General features: G+C 52.3%; 11 protein-coding genes. 2 read left to right on the top strand and 9 right to left on the bottom strand.

The window, feature by feature from the left end:
• Nucleotides 1–25: 25 nt before the first annotated feature.
• Nucleotides 26–1,477 carry an IS1380 family transposase gene (locus tag CA13_RS31495; protein WP_146395205.1) on the bottom strand — a complete coding sequence of 484 codons (1,452 nt, stop codon included), beginning with the start codon at nucleotides 1,475–1,477 and terminating at the stop codon, nucleotides 26–28.
• A 101-nt stretch (nucleotides 1,478–1,578) separates the two neighbouring features.
• On the opposite strand from CA13_RS31495, the gene CA13_RS31490 reads away from it, so the two are divergent.
• A complete protein-coding gene (locus CA13_RS31490; protein ID WP_146404096.1) occupies nucleotides 1,579–3,606 on the top strand; it encodes a beta strand repeat-containing protein in 2,028 nt (675 codons plus the stop codon).
• 164 nt (nucleotides 3,607–3,770) lie between these two features.
• Here CA13_RS31490 and CA13_RS31485 read toward each other — a convergent pair whose 3' ends face one another.
• From CA13_RS31485 to CA13_RS35980, 3 genes are all read right to left on the bottom strand, one after another.
• On the bottom strand, nucleotides 3,771–5,051 hold the full coding sequence (locus tag CA13_RS31485; protein ID WP_146404095.1) for an outer membrane protein assembly factor BamB family protein: 1,281 nt from the start codon (nucleotides 5,049–5,051) through the stop codon (nucleotides 3,771–3,773).
• 533 nt (nucleotides 5,052–5,584) lie between these two features.
• Nucleotides 5,585–7,036, bottom strand: coding sequence for an IS1380 family transposase (locus CA13_RS31480; RefSeq protein ID WP_146393721.1), 1,452 nt, complete (start codon nucleotides 7,034–7,036; stop codon nucleotides 5,585–5,587).
• Between the two features lie 256 nt (nucleotides 7,037–7,292).
• Nucleotides 7,293–7,475: a hypothetical protein gene (locus CA13_RS35980; protein ID WP_419195216.1), complete on the bottom strand. Its 183-nt coding sequence runs from the start codon at nucleotides 7,473–7,475 to the stop codon at nucleotides 7,293–7,295.
• A 302-nt stretch (nucleotides 7,476–7,777) separates the two neighbouring features.
• On the opposite strand from CA13_RS35980, the gene CA13_RS31470 reads away from it, so the two are divergent.
• The gene (locus CA13_RS31470; protein ID WP_146404094.1) at nucleotides 7,778–11,125 is read left to right on the top strand and encodes an HzsA-related protein; all 3,348 of its coding nucleotides are present in this window, start codon (nucleotides 7,778–7,780) and stop codon (nucleotides 11,123–11,125) included.
• 152 nt (nucleotides 11,126–11,277) lie between these two features.
• Here the strand turns inward: CA13_RS31470 and CA13_RS31465 are convergent, their stop codons facing one another.
• The 5 genes from CA13_RS31465 to fae all read right to left on the bottom strand — a co-directional run bounded on the left by CA13_RS31465 (nucleotide 11,278) and on the right by fae (nucleotide 15,594).
• Nucleotides 11,278–11,667 carry a VOC family protein gene (locus CA13_RS31465; protein ID WP_146404093.1) on the bottom strand — a complete coding sequence of 130 codons (390 nt, stop codon included), beginning with the start codon at nucleotides 11,665–11,667 and terminating at the stop codon, nucleotides 11,278–11,280.
• A 21-nt stretch (nucleotides 11,668–11,688) separates the two neighbouring features.
• On the bottom strand, nucleotides 11,689–12,228 hold the full coding sequence (locus tag CA13_RS31460) for a dihydrofolate reductase family protein (RefSeq protein ID WP_146404092.1): 540 nt from the start codon (nucleotides 12,226–12,228) through the stop codon (nucleotides 11,689–11,691).
• Between the two features lie 207 nt (nucleotides 12,229–12,435).
• Nucleotides 12,436–13,629 (bottom strand): winged helix-turn-helix domain-containing protein, encoded by a 1,194-nt coding sequence (locus CA13_RS31455; protein WP_146404091.1) that lies wholly within the window; start codon nucleotides 13,627–13,629, stop codon nucleotides 12,436–12,438.
• Between the two features lie 573 nt (nucleotides 13,630–14,202).
• Nucleotides 14,203–15,069 carry an NAD(P)-dependent methylenetetrahydromethanopterin dehydrogenase gene (locus tag CA13_RS31445; protein WP_146404089.1) on the bottom strand — a complete coding sequence of 289 codons (867 nt, stop codon included), beginning with the start codon at nucleotides 15,067–15,069 and terminating at the stop codon, nucleotides 14,203–14,205.
• A gap of 27 nt (nucleotides 15,070–15,096) precedes the next feature.
• Nucleotides 15,097–15,594, bottom strand: a complete 498-nt coding sequence (fae, locus tag CA13_RS31440) for a formaldehyde-activating enzyme (protein ID WP_146404088.1) — start codon at nucleotides 15,592–15,594, stop codon at nucleotides 15,097–15,099.
• Nucleotides 15,595–15,729: the final 135 nt, after the last annotated feature.

Below are 15,729 nucleotides of genomic sequence, written 5' to 3'. Positions count from 1 at the left end.
GAATTATCTCTGGCGATGGGCAAGGCTAATCGCTACGGCAAAGTCGCAGCATCACGTCGTCCCATAGCGCCGCCGATGGACAATGGCTGCAAAGATGAAACACCACCCGGCGAGAAGTCACTTGGACCCGAGCGGCAATCTTCAACAGTCGCAGGCGAATGCTGTCCACACGCAGGCGTGAATGCTCGGTGCCCGAAAGTGCCAGTCGCCTCAGGCCATCAACCAACACATAGGCCAGCGATGAGAGCATCAGTCGAAATTGATTCGCCATGAATCGCGTGCAACTGGTTCGGTCGGCGAACAGACACAACTGCTGTTCCTTGATCCGGTTCTCCATCTCACCACGCATGCAGTACATCGTGCGATAGAAGTCTTCCGGATTCCAAGCGACGCTACACTGTGTCCCGGCTTCCTTGACTTCCCAAGGTTGTCGCTTGCCGTCGACCATCGGCCGGTGCCTTGTCGTATCAACAATGCCCGCGTCGCTGGGCAGGTTGGTGACCACGAAACGCGGGTTGGCTCCCTTGCCGGTGTACTGTGCCTTGCCGACAACCCAGCGATGACGATCCCAAGTCCTGGACGTTCGATAGCGAAACCATTTGAAGCACGCTCGCTTGCCACCGAGATACGATTGCTGAATCCTCGCCCGAGTCATTTCGCAAGCGATTTCCCGCACCAAAACCTTGTTTTTGGGTAAGCCGAAGATGTAGCCGACATCGTTCTTGTCGCACCATCGCATCAGCGGTTCGTCTGCATAGCCGCCGTCGCCGCGAAGGATGATCTTCACGTCAGGCCAACGCGAACGAATCTTCTGGACCAGTAACTTGGTAACCGGCCGAGCATGATGAGCCGCTCCGACACTACTGGGCCGCAGATACGAAACCAAAATCTGATCGCCGCAGAAAACGTAAAGCGGAAGGAAGCAGTAGCTGTCGTAGTAACCGTTGAAGAACCGACGCTCTTGGTTGCCATGGACGGTGTCATCGGTCGCGTCGTAGTCCAGGATGATTTCTTCAGGCGGCTCGTCGAAGCTATCCAGGAAGGTATCGACGAGGACTTCGTGAAGCTTGAAGATGGCCTTGGAGTCGATTCGGTTTTCAAACCGGCAGTGCGTCGAGGGACTGGCAAGCGGATAGGCGCCTTCGCTGTAATCGTTTTCTGCTGGCGTCCTTCCGGCAGCCACTTGAAAAGCGGGATCGTGCCGCAAGGCGTCGTGATCGTTGGCGTCTTGGTAACCGGCGGCGATGCCGAAGATTCGGCTGATGAGGATCTCGTCTTGCTGATGCGCGGTGTAGATCGGATCACGCGGATCGGGGATGGCTTGATCGACCCTTCGGATCAGATCGAGCCGCCGATCAACTTCGCGAAGGAGCACCAAGCCGCCATCGGAGGTGAGCGTTCCACCGTCGAAGTCAGCATCAACAGCTTGCCGACGTAGGCGTTTCAGAGCAGGACGTTTTCGTTTACGATCTGTCATTGCAGAAAGCCTTGGGCCTGTGGAAATTGAGGTGTGGTAACTCCAATGACTATCAGGACTAAGGCTTTCGCGCTAGTGGGCAAGCTGAATCCGCGGATGCAATGTTCGGGTTAGGAGCCGATGCCACCGGAAATTCGGTTCAAGGGAACTACATCGGCACCGATCTTAATGGCACCACAGACGTTGGCAACTTAAGAAGCGGCGTGCTGATTAGTGACGCGGCAAGTAACACGATTGGCGGTACTTTGACCGGAACGGGCAACCTGATTTCTGGCAACGACCACCATGGCATTTATTTGTTAGGAACCGGCTCCACATTGAATCTCGTTCAAGGGAATTTGATTGGCACGGATCTCGATGGCGCGTTGGACCTAGGTAACACTCTGAGCGGCGTGCTTGTCAACGGCGCCGTGGGAAATACGGTTGGAGGCACCGACGTAGGAGCCGGAAATGTCATTTCCGGCAACGATCAATTTGGCGTGTATCTGTTAGGAACCGAAGCCACAGCGAACCTTGTTCAGGGGAACCTCATCGGCACGGATCTTAACGGAACAGCAGACCTTGGCAACTTAAGAAGCGGTGTATTGATTAATGCCGCGGCAAACAACACCGTTGGTGGAACCGACGTTGGCGCAGGTAACGTGATCTCCGGTAACGACCAACATGGTGTGTATTTGTTAGGAGCCGGCGCCACGGGGAACCTCATTCAAATGAACGCGATTGGCACGGATATCCATGGCGAGAAGGACCTAGGAAACACACTGAATGGTGTGTTGGTAAACGGTGCACCGCAAAATGCCGTAGGCCCGGGCAATCAAATCTCTGGCAACGATTATCATGGTGTGTACATTCTTGGCGCAGGTGCGACTGGGAATTCAGTACAAGGGAATTTAATCGGAGTGGACGCCACATTCACTGCAGCACTAGGTAACTCACGGAGCGGTGTGAAGGTCGGCGATGCTCCCGGCAACACGATTGGAGGCACCACGCCGGCGGCAAGCAATGTCATTTCAGGCAACGATCACTATGGCGTACACCTATCGGGAATAGGTGCCACCGGAAATTCGGTTCAAGGGAACTATATCGGCACGGATCCTTTCGGCACGACTGCCATCGGAAACCTAAGGAGCGGTGTACTGATTGATGACGGCGTAGGCAACACGATCGGTGGCACCTTGACCGGAGCAGGTAACGTGATTTCAGGCAACCAGCAACAGGGCGTGCACGTGCGAGGAGCGAACGCCACAGGCAATGCGATTCAGAGGAATTCGATCTTTAGCAATGCTGGACTGGGCATCAATCTGGGTATCGATCGCATCACCGCCAACGACACCGATGATACAGATGTTGGCCCAAATCAGTTGCAGAATTTCCCTGTTATGGCGGCTCAAATGACGCTCTCTGAGGGCGATTTGGAATTGAACTACTTTGTTGATTCGTCGACAACCAGTTCCGCCTACGACTTAACCGTCGAGTTCTTCAAGTCCGACGGAAGCGGTGAAGGTCAAGTGTATCTTGGTAGTGATACCTACACATCGACCGATAGCACCAATTCAATCACGATGTTGGATGTTGGTGGATTGGTCTCCGAAGGTGATCAGCTGGTTGCGACGGCAACGGATCTAAATGGAAACACATCTGAATTCTCAGTCCCAATCTTCATCGGTTTAGCACCTGCTGGAACCCTCGCAGCATTGGACTCGAATCTTGACGGCCAAGTCACTCCGTTAGATGCATTAAAAATCATCAACACGCTCAATCCGTCTGACGCATCTGGGGAAAGTGGAACCCGACTCATCGATCTTGCCAACGACGTCAATCGCGACAGCCGGGTCACCGCTCTTGACGCGTTGCTCGTCATCAATGAGTTGAATGAAAGCTCCCCGGAACAACTGCTGTTCCCCACGGTCACGCTGGATGCTGTCTGGACAGAGGACGAAAAGGTCCTTGCTGATGCACCGATGGACTCGGTAGTCGAGGACCAAGAAGTGCCTGCCTTCGTGCCTGCCGTCGAGGCAGTACTGTCGGACATCGATGTGATCATTGACGAGATGGTCGATGGCGAACTAGACGATGAAGCCACGGTCGATGAGTTTTGGACGCAGTTCGATGATTTGTCTTTGACTTGAACCCAACCGTTCAGCGATCCTGTGTTAGCTCCTCTTTCCGGATGAGAGTGGAGCTAACCCGCTTGCGAAAAACGATCAATGGCCGCACCGCTAACCCACACGCCAAGCTTTGCATCGGGCAAATGGCCCGAACTTCAATGATTGCTATTGGCTTGACGCTTGGATCATTTCGCTGGTTTCATTCGGTACAAAAAGTGATCGCTACGAAGCAGCACGGCGCCGCCGAGAAGTGGGACAGGTGATGCCGCGAACAACGAGTCGTCGCCATCAAGTTTCGTGTGAGCCAATAGTTTGAACTCTGGGGTAGCATCGACAACAAAGATGCCATTTTCCCGGCTAACGTAGTAAAGCCGCCCGTTGGCCAGAAGCGGCGTAGCATAGATCTCGTCGCAGGACGGCCGAAGTCGTTGCTCATAAGCGACCTCACCTGTTTCAGCATGAACACAATAGAGGATACTGCCTTTATCCTTTGCCCAGAAAAGGTAACCGTCATGATACACCGGTGATGAGACGTTCGCACCTTCTTTGATCTCCCACAATCTGTGCGAATCGGTGACATCGCCGTTGCCGCCCGAGCGAACTGCCAACGCCTCGCCTTTGCGTCCGCCGATCGCGTATAGAACACCGTCCTGGGCGATCAAACTCGGGCAAACGTATTCGTCGAATCCGTCGCAAGTCCAGCGCCCGTTTCCGGTCAGCGGGTCGATCGCGCGGATTTCGTCAACGGCGGACACAGCCAACTCGTCTTTTCCATTTACACTTTGATAGACGATCGGCGTATTCCATGATTGAGTGACGTCTTTCTGTCGCCAAACTTCGGACCCGTCGGACTTTCGCAACGCAATCAGGTCACCACACTCGTAGCTGGCGTTAACGATCACATAATCTTTGTACAGGACAGGCGAGGTCCCTGCGGGATACTCGTGGGTATCGTTGCCACACAACGTGCGCCACCGTTCTTCACCGTCATGGCTGAATGCCAGGACGCCAGTCGCACCGAACAACACATAGACGCCCGATGCGTCAACCGCAGCAGAACTTGAAGCGTACCCGGCCTTCGCCGTTCCCCAGGTCGAAAAAGGATCCTTGACCGAATCGTCTGCGACCGACTTCTGCCAGAGCATTTTACCGGTGTTCACATCGAGGCAGAGAAGATGTCGCACAAGCTGAGTTGGGTCACCTGGATTGTGCTTGTCGATCGCGTAGCCGGTAAATGCGGTAATGTAGACATGGTCGCCAAAGACAACAGGGCTAGACGCCCCGCGGCCGGGAAGTGGCGATTTCCACTGGATACCTTCCGTATCCCAGGTTTTGGCAATGTTGGTCTCTGACGTCCGACCAAAATCGGGTCCGCGGAACTGAGTCCATTCTTCGCTACGTACTAACGCAGGCAGGCCGACTAAAAAAAAACACGCCGTGATGATAGCTGGTTGATTGATTTTCATAAATAAGTTTCTGATACTGTCGGGGCGAGGTGTTGTGGCACAATGTCATGATCCAGTCGATCAGTGGGTGTTTCTGTTCAGTCGGATTTCCTGTGGGCGTTGCGAAGCAAGTCTTCGAAAGCTTGTTGTTCCAATGGTTTGCGTCGGCCAGCAATCACCATCCTGTGGAAGTAGTGTTCCGGTGAAAGCCAGTGTTCGGGTTCCATCATCCAGACATCATCGAAGTCCAGACTCAAATCGCGGCAATGAATATCGAAACGCGGTCAAGCAGAGGGTTCGGAGATACATGAGGCTTTCCAAGTTGATGATGCCATGCGAGTCGTCATCGGCGTCATCGCTAAAACGATTGCACTAGTCCTCAATCAAGCGATCCACGCGTGACGTTTTCGGGTTTTTCGCTTGTGCGATGCGAGCAGACCGGTGGCCAGGCTTTTTGATTTTCGATCTTGATCTTCGCATGGCTCGTGTTCTTTGAGTTAGGCGTTTGAGCGGTACCGAGACGTCCAGACCTCGGCTTCGTTGGTGCTGAGTCGTCAACATCGCAGTGGCTTGCGGATGTGATCGTGTAGGGTCATCAGTAGGTCCACCGTAGGGCGATAGGTTAACAACCGGAAGACGCGCTGCCGTGACGAACGGATGATTTGAGCGGGAAGAAGGATCAGCGAATTCAAATACGTCCAGAATTCCATCCGAATAATTCGGTTGCGAGCTTCCCGGCGAACACGTTTCTGACTTTCGTTGCCCTTGACTTGAACCAGCAACCCGCTCCAAATCTTCAACGTCCAAGCCAAGGAGGCGAACAGCATGTACGCCATGTTGCTTTCAAGGTTATCCAGCGGAGCGGTCAAGGCTCCACAGGCTTTCAATTGGCTGATCGTGTTTTCTTGGTCGCAACGCTGGTTGCTGCCGCGAATCACTTCCCTCGCTGGCAAAGTTCCTGCTGTTTCATTGGTGATATAAAAGAAGTATCGCTCTTCGGAGAACAGTAGCTGTTGCCCACTGGTTACATCAATGTCTTTGCGAACAACGATCATTCGATAAGTCTTCTCGCATGCGGTGGGACAATACTCGAATTCAGCGTAACTCTCTCCGGTAAGTCGTTGATTCTTGTAGCCATTGGTCTGGACGATTCGTTCTCTCTCGTTCGGACGGCAGGCACGCTCTGCCTTGTCCGGCGTGCTTCGCCTCGAACGGTCAAGCCGTTTCCATGCGGTTTTTGCAAGCGAATCAGCGATGCGGCAGAGGTTCCGATGAGCGGAATAGCCAAGAATGAACTTCACACCTGAGTTGTCCCAGCGATCCAAGTGCTCCGTCGACGAGAAGGCCGTATCGCCACGAAGAACGATCTTTCGAAAGCCCGCCTGTGTGCATTGTTGGATCGCCAAGTCATAGAAAAATGCGGAGTCTTCCTCGCTGGTACGATTGCCGCTACGATTGTGCAGGTAAAGCAGCTCCTGAGTTTCCGCGAGCGTGACGACCAGCGGATGGTAGCCCCATTGGCCTTTGTAGTTGATGCCGATGCCGGATTTCTTTTCACCGCTTGTTTCCACCATCGTTCCGTCTGCTTCGATCGTGGCGCAATCGAGAAAGCTGTCCTCTTGCTGCTTCCAAACGGTTTGCCGAACGCGATTGACTGCCTGCATGACCATGAGCAGCTTGAGGTGACTGAATCTCCGGCAGAAATCTCCAGCAGTAGTCGGGTCGGGTATGCGCTCCGCACCGAGTGCATCGAGATAGGCTTCGTCGTTGCGTCGTTGTTCGATGTGATCCAAGCACGTTCCACCGGCGAGCAGGTTCAGGGCAATGTTGAGAATGTGGTCAGTTTCGTCGTAGGGCAGGTGGAGCTTGAATACCTTTGCCGAACGATTGAGTTCCTTCCGCAGACCAAGCTTCTTGATCAGTTCGAGGATCACTGCGATACCGCCGCAGGAGACCGCCTGCTGTTTCTCGGCGAGTTCGAGTTTCGTGGTGGAAGGACGAATCATGGGCGATTTCCACGCTCCATGCTGGACTGAAATTCTGCGTAATAATCTCCGTTTGCGTTTTCGCAGTTGTTGACGTACCCTGATGTTCACTCGAAACCCCTTGTAGCGTGCGTGGATTGAAGTCTTAGTAACCTCCAATAGACGCGTAAAACGCCAAGGGTTTTCGAGTTTTATAAAATATTCGCGACTTAGCAGTCGCTTGATTGAGGACTAGTCCATCGGCAATTGTCCTGTTAGCCGATCATCAGGTCAACAGTCACCACAAACCGACGATTCGTCCTTCACTCGTTGATCCTCGCTCAACCCACAAACCGGTGACGCTTTCACAAAGGGTCGCCCATTGCCAGTTGTGTTTCTCGCCCAAATGAAAACCATGATCTGTCAAGAACACCACGATTGTGTTGTCCTTGTAAGGATTCTTTTCCAAGACGTCGATCACGCGTCTAAGTTAAGTATCTGCATAGGCCGAGGTCGCCACAAAAGCTTGAACGGCTTCTTCATGGAGGCGATGTTGCAATCCGCTATTTATGTACCAACTTTTGACGTCCGCTATCGTTCCGTGTAGTGTCGCGGACGACACCTTGCGGGTCGCACCACTCGCTCAGAGAAAAATGTCATCTACGGTCCCCACCTACGTCGCAGATTGAGATACTGTAGGCACTACGTTTGCGTTTTACACGCTACGTTTGAATTGGAACTGCCCGCGAATAATCTCGCTAAAGGCTTTTTTGAGGACCAAATATGAAAATGCAGTGGATCGTTGGATTTGTTTTGCTGTCGATGTTCGGAACATCGTATGCAGCCGAGCTTGAACTGGGTGATTGGCACGTCATTGGCCCGTTCAAAGACGAAGAGTTCGGAAACCTCGATCGAACATTGGCCTATGAATTTGAGGTCGAAAAGGATGCCCTCGCTAACGACATTGACATCTCCAGAACTTACTTGATGAAGGAGTTCCCGGGTTACCTTGACTTGGAACGGAGATGGAAAGTTCGACAAGACTATGCAGATGGCTTCTACAATCTTCTGCCTCGCGGCCCAGCACCGTCGCGTATGGAAGCGGTCTATTTGTATCGCACGATTGAGTCTGACTGCGATCAAACGGTTTCGATGTATTTTCGCGTGCAGGATTTTTTCAAGGTTTGGATCAATGGTGAAGCCGTCTTCCGGCACAACAAGCTAACGGGCCAAAGTCGATACCAAGGTCCAATGCGCCACAAGGTTGCCTTGAAAAAGGGAATCAATCAATTGCTTGTTAAAAACGTGAGTCGTTGGGCAGAACACGGATTTGCGTTTGCCATCGACGGTATGCACGATGTCACCGATCCGTTCTATGTCGATATTCATACCGTCGAGAAATTGACGCCCGAGCAGTATCTAAACCGATTCAAATTCAAGGCTGAACCGATTCCGATGTATTCGCCTGAGCGATTTGAAATTGAAGAATCGTTGGCATCATATTCAGCAACTCCGACTGCGGCTGCGTATGACCGAACGCTGGTAGCGTTGGAGCGAGCCACCCGTCAAGTTTTGGCAGAAGGAACACCAGCGAACGTCAAGGCTCAGGCTGACAAAGTGAAGGCAGCGTTGGAAACCGAAGTGAAAGCGTTGCCGCCACTCGTGTTCATTACCAAGCCGCTGCACGATCAAAATGCGATTGCTCCTTATCGAACCAAGGGGTCATTGCCTTCGGCAATTTGTTTGCTCGATCCATCGAAACCTGATGCTGAGCCAACGGTGATTTACTCGGATCCAAAGATGCGCATCTATGACATGAGCCTTTCCTTTGATGGGGAAACCATTTTCTTCTCCGCGAAGAATGAGGCAATGGATTATGCGTGGAATATCTATGAAATCGGCATTGATGGTAACGGGTTCAAACAAATCACGACTGGCGATACCGCTGACATTAGCCCGGTGGAACTACCAAATGGTCGTATCGCGTTTATCTCAACGCGCAAACAGAGCTTCGTCGGATGTCAGACACAGTACGCAGGGCTACTGTTTACGATGAACCGAAATGGATCGGACGTGCGGTTGATCTCAGCCAACATCGATAGTGACCATTCGCCTCGCGTGACCAATGATGGACGCATCATGTTCACTCGTTGGGATTATGGCATCGAGAAAAACGTGTTTGCGCGACACGCGCTTTGGACCGTCAATCCCGACGGGACCGGGTTTCAACTTGTTTTCGGTAACACGATCGAAGATCCAGGTGGCTTTTGGTGGGCGCATCCGATCCCGGATCGCCCAGAGATCTTGGCGGTTTTTGGTCCGCATCACAATCATCATGCCGGGATGATCGGTTTGCTTTGGGATGGCAAAGGTCCGGAATCACCGCGAGGTACCGGTTACCGCTGGATCACGCGTGAGTTTCCTGTTTATGGCGACCGAATGTATCCCGATGGTTACCGTACTCCGTATCCGCTGAACGAAAAACAGTTCCTGGTTTCGTATGGAGGATTCAAGCAGCGACCAGAATGGACGCTACCGAACACCACGAAGAAATGGGTCCGACGACCGGAATCGACCATGGCGCCGCTGAAGCTGCTTTTGTTGGACGCGTATGGAAACGAAAAGGTGATCTATGAATCGCCAAATGGGCTTTCGGTTTACAACGCGATGCCGGTCGAGGCCAAGAAAAAGCCGCCCGTATATCCTGATAAAATCTCGCCATTGAATTGGACCTACGAAGATCCCGAGAGTATGAATCGCTCTGATGCGGGAGCGGATCAAACAGCAACGATGATGGTTCAGGATGTCTACCAAGGCATTTCCCGTTATGTAAAACGGGGCGAAGCGAAATTCATTTCCGTGATAGAGCAAGTGCAGAAGAGTCGCATTCTTCAAGGCGGCGAGGCTTGGGGGCATTCGCCGATTATCGGTCGTGGCACCGTGCACGCCCGACGACTCGTTGGACTGGTTCCAATTGAAGACGATGGGTCGGCGAGTTTCAAGGTTCCAGCGATGCGAAGCGTTTCGCTCAATGTGCTCGACGGAGAAGGCAAAACGCTGATGCGAATGGGAGCAGACATTCATGTGATGCCAGGTGAAAGCATTAGCTGTATTGGATGCCATGAGCAGCGTGAGCATGGTTTCGGTGCGGCTCCACCGATGCAGGGACTGCCTATGGCGCTTAAGAAGGCACCGGTGACTCCTGAAAAACAGGACTGGGGTACACAGGGCTTGATCGATTATCTGACCGTGGTTCAGCCGGTTTGGGATAAACACTGTGTGGAATGCCACAGCGGTTCATTGCCAGACGCGAGTGTTGACATGACGGATGACAAGACACGTTTCTTTAGCCAATCCTACGAGCATCTGGTTGATCGTGATATCGTTGATCACCTTTCGGTATTTTCGCTCGATCACGATGAGGGAACTCCCAACACAGTCGGTGCAAAAGTTAGCAAAATCGACCAGTATTTGTCCAAAGAACATTGCGGTTCCGAGGTCAGTTGGTCGGATCGTTTTCGCGTGTATTGTTGGATCGACGCCAACGTCCCCTACTATGCGACCTATGATTCCAATCTGGTCGACGACCGGCCACGCGGCTTAGGAATGCGAGATGCCTGGGAAACCGAAAATCCAAACACAACCTGGGCAACCGGTGACCTGCAAGAAGTGTTTGATCGGCGCTGTGCCGACTGTCATGAACGCGATGCGTTGAACCAATCATGGTTGATTCCCAAACGCATGAAGGTTTATAGCGATGTGTGGGGTGACAAAGCGTTGACCTCTCATGGATTCGGGGTCAAATGGGGTTTAGTTAACAAGTTGGGCCCCGAGTTCCGAATCAACCTGACCCATCCGTCGCACAGTTTGTTGTTGCAAGCCCCGCTATCGGAAGCATCCGGCGGTGCCGGTCTTTGTAAGAACCAGGACGGATCGCCCGTGTTTGCTGACAAGGCGGATCCCGACTATCAGAAAAGCCTAAAAGCGATTCATGTTGGAAGCGAACGACTGAAACAGAATCCGCGCATCGATATGCTCGGCAAAGAGAGTTTTGTGAATGCACTGCCCGCCTGTTCGGACGAAGATGGACCCAGCAAGTCCGGGAAAAACGACGCAGACGGCCGTGAATGAATTTAGCTTGTTAGACATGTTGCTATAGTCCATTCGATTTTGAACAAGCGGTCGCAATGCAAATCAATGTCGATGAATCTTGATCGCCAGGATCCACCATTTACTTTCCATAACGTTCAATCCACTGTCAGTTTTTCGTGGGCAATTCCGGCTCACGTTGTAATTTCAATCCGGTTGCCATCTGGGGCGAACACGACATTTTTATAGCAACCGTCCCCGGTATGGCGTGGACCATCCACAGTACGATAACTGTCTCGATCCAATCTTTCAGTCAACTGATCGACTTGCGGTTCTGATCCTACCGAAAATGCTAGGTGAATGATCCCGGTGAATTGCCAATCAATGTTGTCCCTGGTTTGCGGAATCGTAGACAGCGACATGAGTTCCAGCCTCGGTCCTGACACGAATTGCAGGAAGTAAAACTCGAATCCTCTTTTCGGATTAACGTACTTCTCGCCCGTCTGGACCTCAAAGTACATTTCGTAGAATGCTCTGAGCCGTTCAATGTCTTTGGTCCAGATGGCAACGTGTTCGATGTACATGGTCTTTCTCAGTGATATTGTTTAAATAACTCTTCTTCTGCGGTAATGATTTTGAACGATGGCGTTGAGCAGAACTTCGGTCTTGACGTGCTCGAAATCAAGTGGTTCATCTAACTCGCCAAACAGAGACGAACCGCCGCCGAGCAGAATGGGCAAGACCGTGATGGTCATCTCATCGATCAAGTCTTCATTCAGGAAGTTCTGAATTACCGTGCCGCCGTCGATGTAGAGTTCTTGGTGTCCCCTTTCGTGGATCACAGCCAGTACATCGGAAAGTGAACCGTTAATCAGTTCGGCTTTTCCCGTATATTCCTTTGGCAACGACGACAATGAGTTGCTCAGAACAAAGACCGGTACGGGGTAAGGCCACGGGCAGTCGAAACTACAAACCTTTTGGAACGTTTTACGCCCCATCACGATGGCGTCAATGCGATTGATAAAGACGACCCACCCCATGTCCTGATTGTCCGGGTTGGGGACCGATTGCAGCCAATCTAATCCATCATCGCGGTCCGAAATGTGCCCGTCCAGACTGGTTGCAATGAAGACACAATTCACCATTTGAGATTCCTGTCGCTTATCGAAGGTGTGGCGCCGAACGCTCAAAAAACAATTGGAGTGTTTCTCAAGAATCACGTCGCTCGATATTCAGAAGTTAAGGTTGCCGAGGTAGAAACGCAAGCGGTTTGCGTCACACGAAAGCACGCCAATAGTTTTTTGAACGATGAGACTTAACCAACTCGCCAATAGACGGTTCAGGTACTTAATTTACAGGCGAGTCCATGCCGTTTGCAGCACCGGTTTGATTTTTGCAGGGGTCGTTCTGTGCAATCGGAGATGACTGCAATTGTTAAACTGCAGGAAGATTGCTAGTTCTTCGCATAGGGCAAACGCAAAAGCGTCGGTGTCCGCGAGCGATGGTTCCAGTGCAAGATGATGAATATGAAGCAGTGATTTCTTTCGCTCGGCTTTGCAGTCCATTCTCGCAACAAGTCCGCCATTCCAAAGGACAGGCAAAGAAAAATAGCCGTACTGCCGTTTCGCCTCCGGGAGATAGCATTCGATTAAGTAGTCAAAGCCGAACAACGCCTGAATGCGTTTACGCTGGATGAGCAGATTGTCGAACGGCGAGAGTATCTTTAGCTTGCTGCGAGCCAGCGGTTTGTTCAACAGTTCCAGCGAAGTCGGTAACGCATAGTAGCTATTGCCGCTGACTTGGATCTGTAGCAACTCGCCGCTAGATTCCATTTCCTGCAAGATGTCTGCAACCAGCGGTTTAGTGTCCTTTAGTAGGTAGGCAATTTCGGCCGACTTTCCCAGTCCGTTTGCCTTCAGGTATCGGGTGATTAGAAAGCGAGCATTCTCCTGGGGATTGGGCAGAGTGGTGTCGGTGCCTTCGGGTAGCACCCGTTCGGTGAGGTCATAGACTTTGTGGAAATTGACCCGACAAGGAACCATGAGTTCGCCCTGCATGTACAGGCACTCCAACGCGCGTTTGGCGGGTTTGCTTCTCCAGTCACCGATTTTTCGGTCGGTGTGCTCAAAGTCCTTGGCCATCAAGCGGCCTTCGGTCGCAATGCGATGGAGCACTGCTTTCATCAGCCTTTCATCACGCTCGTACCAGTGACTTTGAGCACCGCTTGCTATTGCCTGCTTGCGCGGCAAACTGTAACGGTAGTCGCGCATCGGCAAATAGGCCGCAGCATGAGACCAGTATTCAAAGACCTGCTTGTCGGCGATCAACTGATCGAGGTGGGCGGCCTTGTAGCGAGGGTTGCGGTTCCAAAGGGTGTGGTGATGGGCACGCTGAACCGCAGAGATCGTATCGATCTGGACGTAACCAAGGTGTTCAATCGCGGATAGCGTGGCCGCGATCGCACTGCCGGTTTGCCTCGCCGGTGGCAGCCTCTGGGACAGCAAGACAAGCTTCCTGGCCTGATCAATGGAGAGAGAATCCGTCATTTCACCAGGCCCCTAATTCAGGCGTCTACGATTTTCAGCGATCACGATTTTCAGCGATCACGATTTTCAGCGATCACGTTGAATTGTGCAGACCCCCGCGCGTTCGGCTGTCGGGACGACACCCTTCTTTACTTCGCTTTTAGTTTGTATTGGAGTGACAGGGCCTGTTGCTTCTCTTCCGAAAGGCCTCGGAAATGTTTCTTCCACCCGGGACAGAAACCGATATGCCACCGCCACATCCTTCCCAGAAGTGATCTTGGGTTTTTATCGTACTTCGCGCGAAACCAGCAATTCTCACATCCACTCATAACTCACCTACCTCGTTTGAGTTTTCTTCGACAACGGGATTTGACGATAAACCAATCTAACCTGGAAATGACTGTTCGAAATCTGATCGGCCTCTTCACCCCATGACTCCAAGACTCCATGCCGATGCCTTCGCTTCGGCTTCGGTTTTCTTTCTTGGTATTGTGCGGTCAAGCAGTCGCTGCATCAACTACCGGCATCAGGTTTTCGCAGAGAGGTTCATTGCATTGCACGCATCGCACGGCTAAGACCCGAACACCAAGATCCTTACGTCGCGACGGATTGGGCGATCTGGTAGATCTCTGCGAAATCGAGCACTCGATCGTTCGTTTCGAATAATGATTTGATCGCCGCTTTGTGCGTTTTCATTTTTAAACTGCCCACGCCAATCGCTCCGTAGGTGACAACGTCCCCTAGCTTGGTTGCACGGTTGGTCACTTCGATTCCCTCGATGCCCGTTGGTGGGACGGCGTTAAGATCGATGGCCACTTTGAGCGATTGGCATTTCCGCAACGTTTCTTTGTCAATCAATTGCACACCTGCCGCACCACAAGCAATTAAGATTGACGCGCCGTCCAGGATTCGTCCCATCGCATTTCCGTCCTTGGTACAAGCGGGCTCGACCGTTCCACTTGGGGACGTTCCGCGAATGTGCTCGCACGCGCGGGTCGCTTTTTCGAGCGAGCGGCTTGTGGCGATCACGTTTGCCCCATCATGGGCGAGCAACTGGGTGACACGTCGGCCGACGGGGCCAGTCGCACCAAGCACGACGGCTTTGGTACCGCGAAGTTCGACTTCACGTGCTGCATTGACGACCGCAGCAGCGGCTGTAGTGTTGCAGCCGTTTGCGTCGAGCATCACCGATACTCGTACGGGTCCAAAGAAACAACTTTGGACCTGTCGCAGGATCGCTTCGGCTTGATCCACATTCGATCCGCCAACAAAGATGGCGGTATGCCTTAGTTTGTCGCCGCCGCGAGTAAACATCGCTCCATGGACCAACGGTGTTACACATTCGGTGTGAACACCAGCGTAGGTGAGCAAATGTTCGACGCCGGCGTCATAGGCCACCACCGCATCAAAACTGCTGGCGTAATCGTCAGCGTCGAGTTGCAATAAGATTTTGCTCGGCATGATGGGGGGAATCGTTCTTTGCTCGATTTAGAAACCTTTAAACGGATGAGCGGCCGAATCTTTCTTAGCCAACATCTCATCCGCGGTTGGTTTGCCAGCCATCGCTGCGGCAAGTGCTTCTTTGGTCGCTTGGTAGTTGTAGTTGTAGATCTTCTCGTTGTCTTCGGCTTCCGGGTGAATGAAGACACCACAAACGCATACCAATTCTTCGGCTTGATCCTTCGGGATAATGCCTTCGCTGACTGCGTCGGCGACTGCCTTCGCGACGGCCGATTGAGCAGGTCCGAACATCTGTACGGCTTGCGTCATGCCCTTGATCGTGACTTTCGTGATCATCACGGTCGACGGCTTGACGGCGACATTGGGTTCCAAAACAGCCAACAAGTTGGTGTGCCCTTCACTTTGCGTTGACAATGCATTGGCAAACGCGATTCCAACGGGGCCGTTTTTGCTTCCGATCATCAAGTCGATGTGAGCGATTTCGTTTCCGTCGCCGACTAACGCTTCACCAATGTTAAACTGCATAATTGGAAAACTCCGTGAGTGAGAATCAATGGGTTGTGAAGAAAGGGCCACGATTTGAACCGTGCGGTTCGATTCCGCATCGGTGGAATACGGTTGACAGGGCCGCAACCAACTCAAAAAACGATACCAGATCCC

It is taken from the genome of Novipirellula herctigrandis (assembly GCA_007859835.1).
GTDB classification, from domain to species: Bacteria; Planctomycetota; Planctomycetia; order Pirellulales; family Pirellulaceae; genus Novipirellula_A; species Novipirellula_A herctigrandis.
The sequence above is the reverse complement of the archived record's forward strand: the minus strand, read 5'-3'. Positions and strand labels throughout refer to the sequence as shown.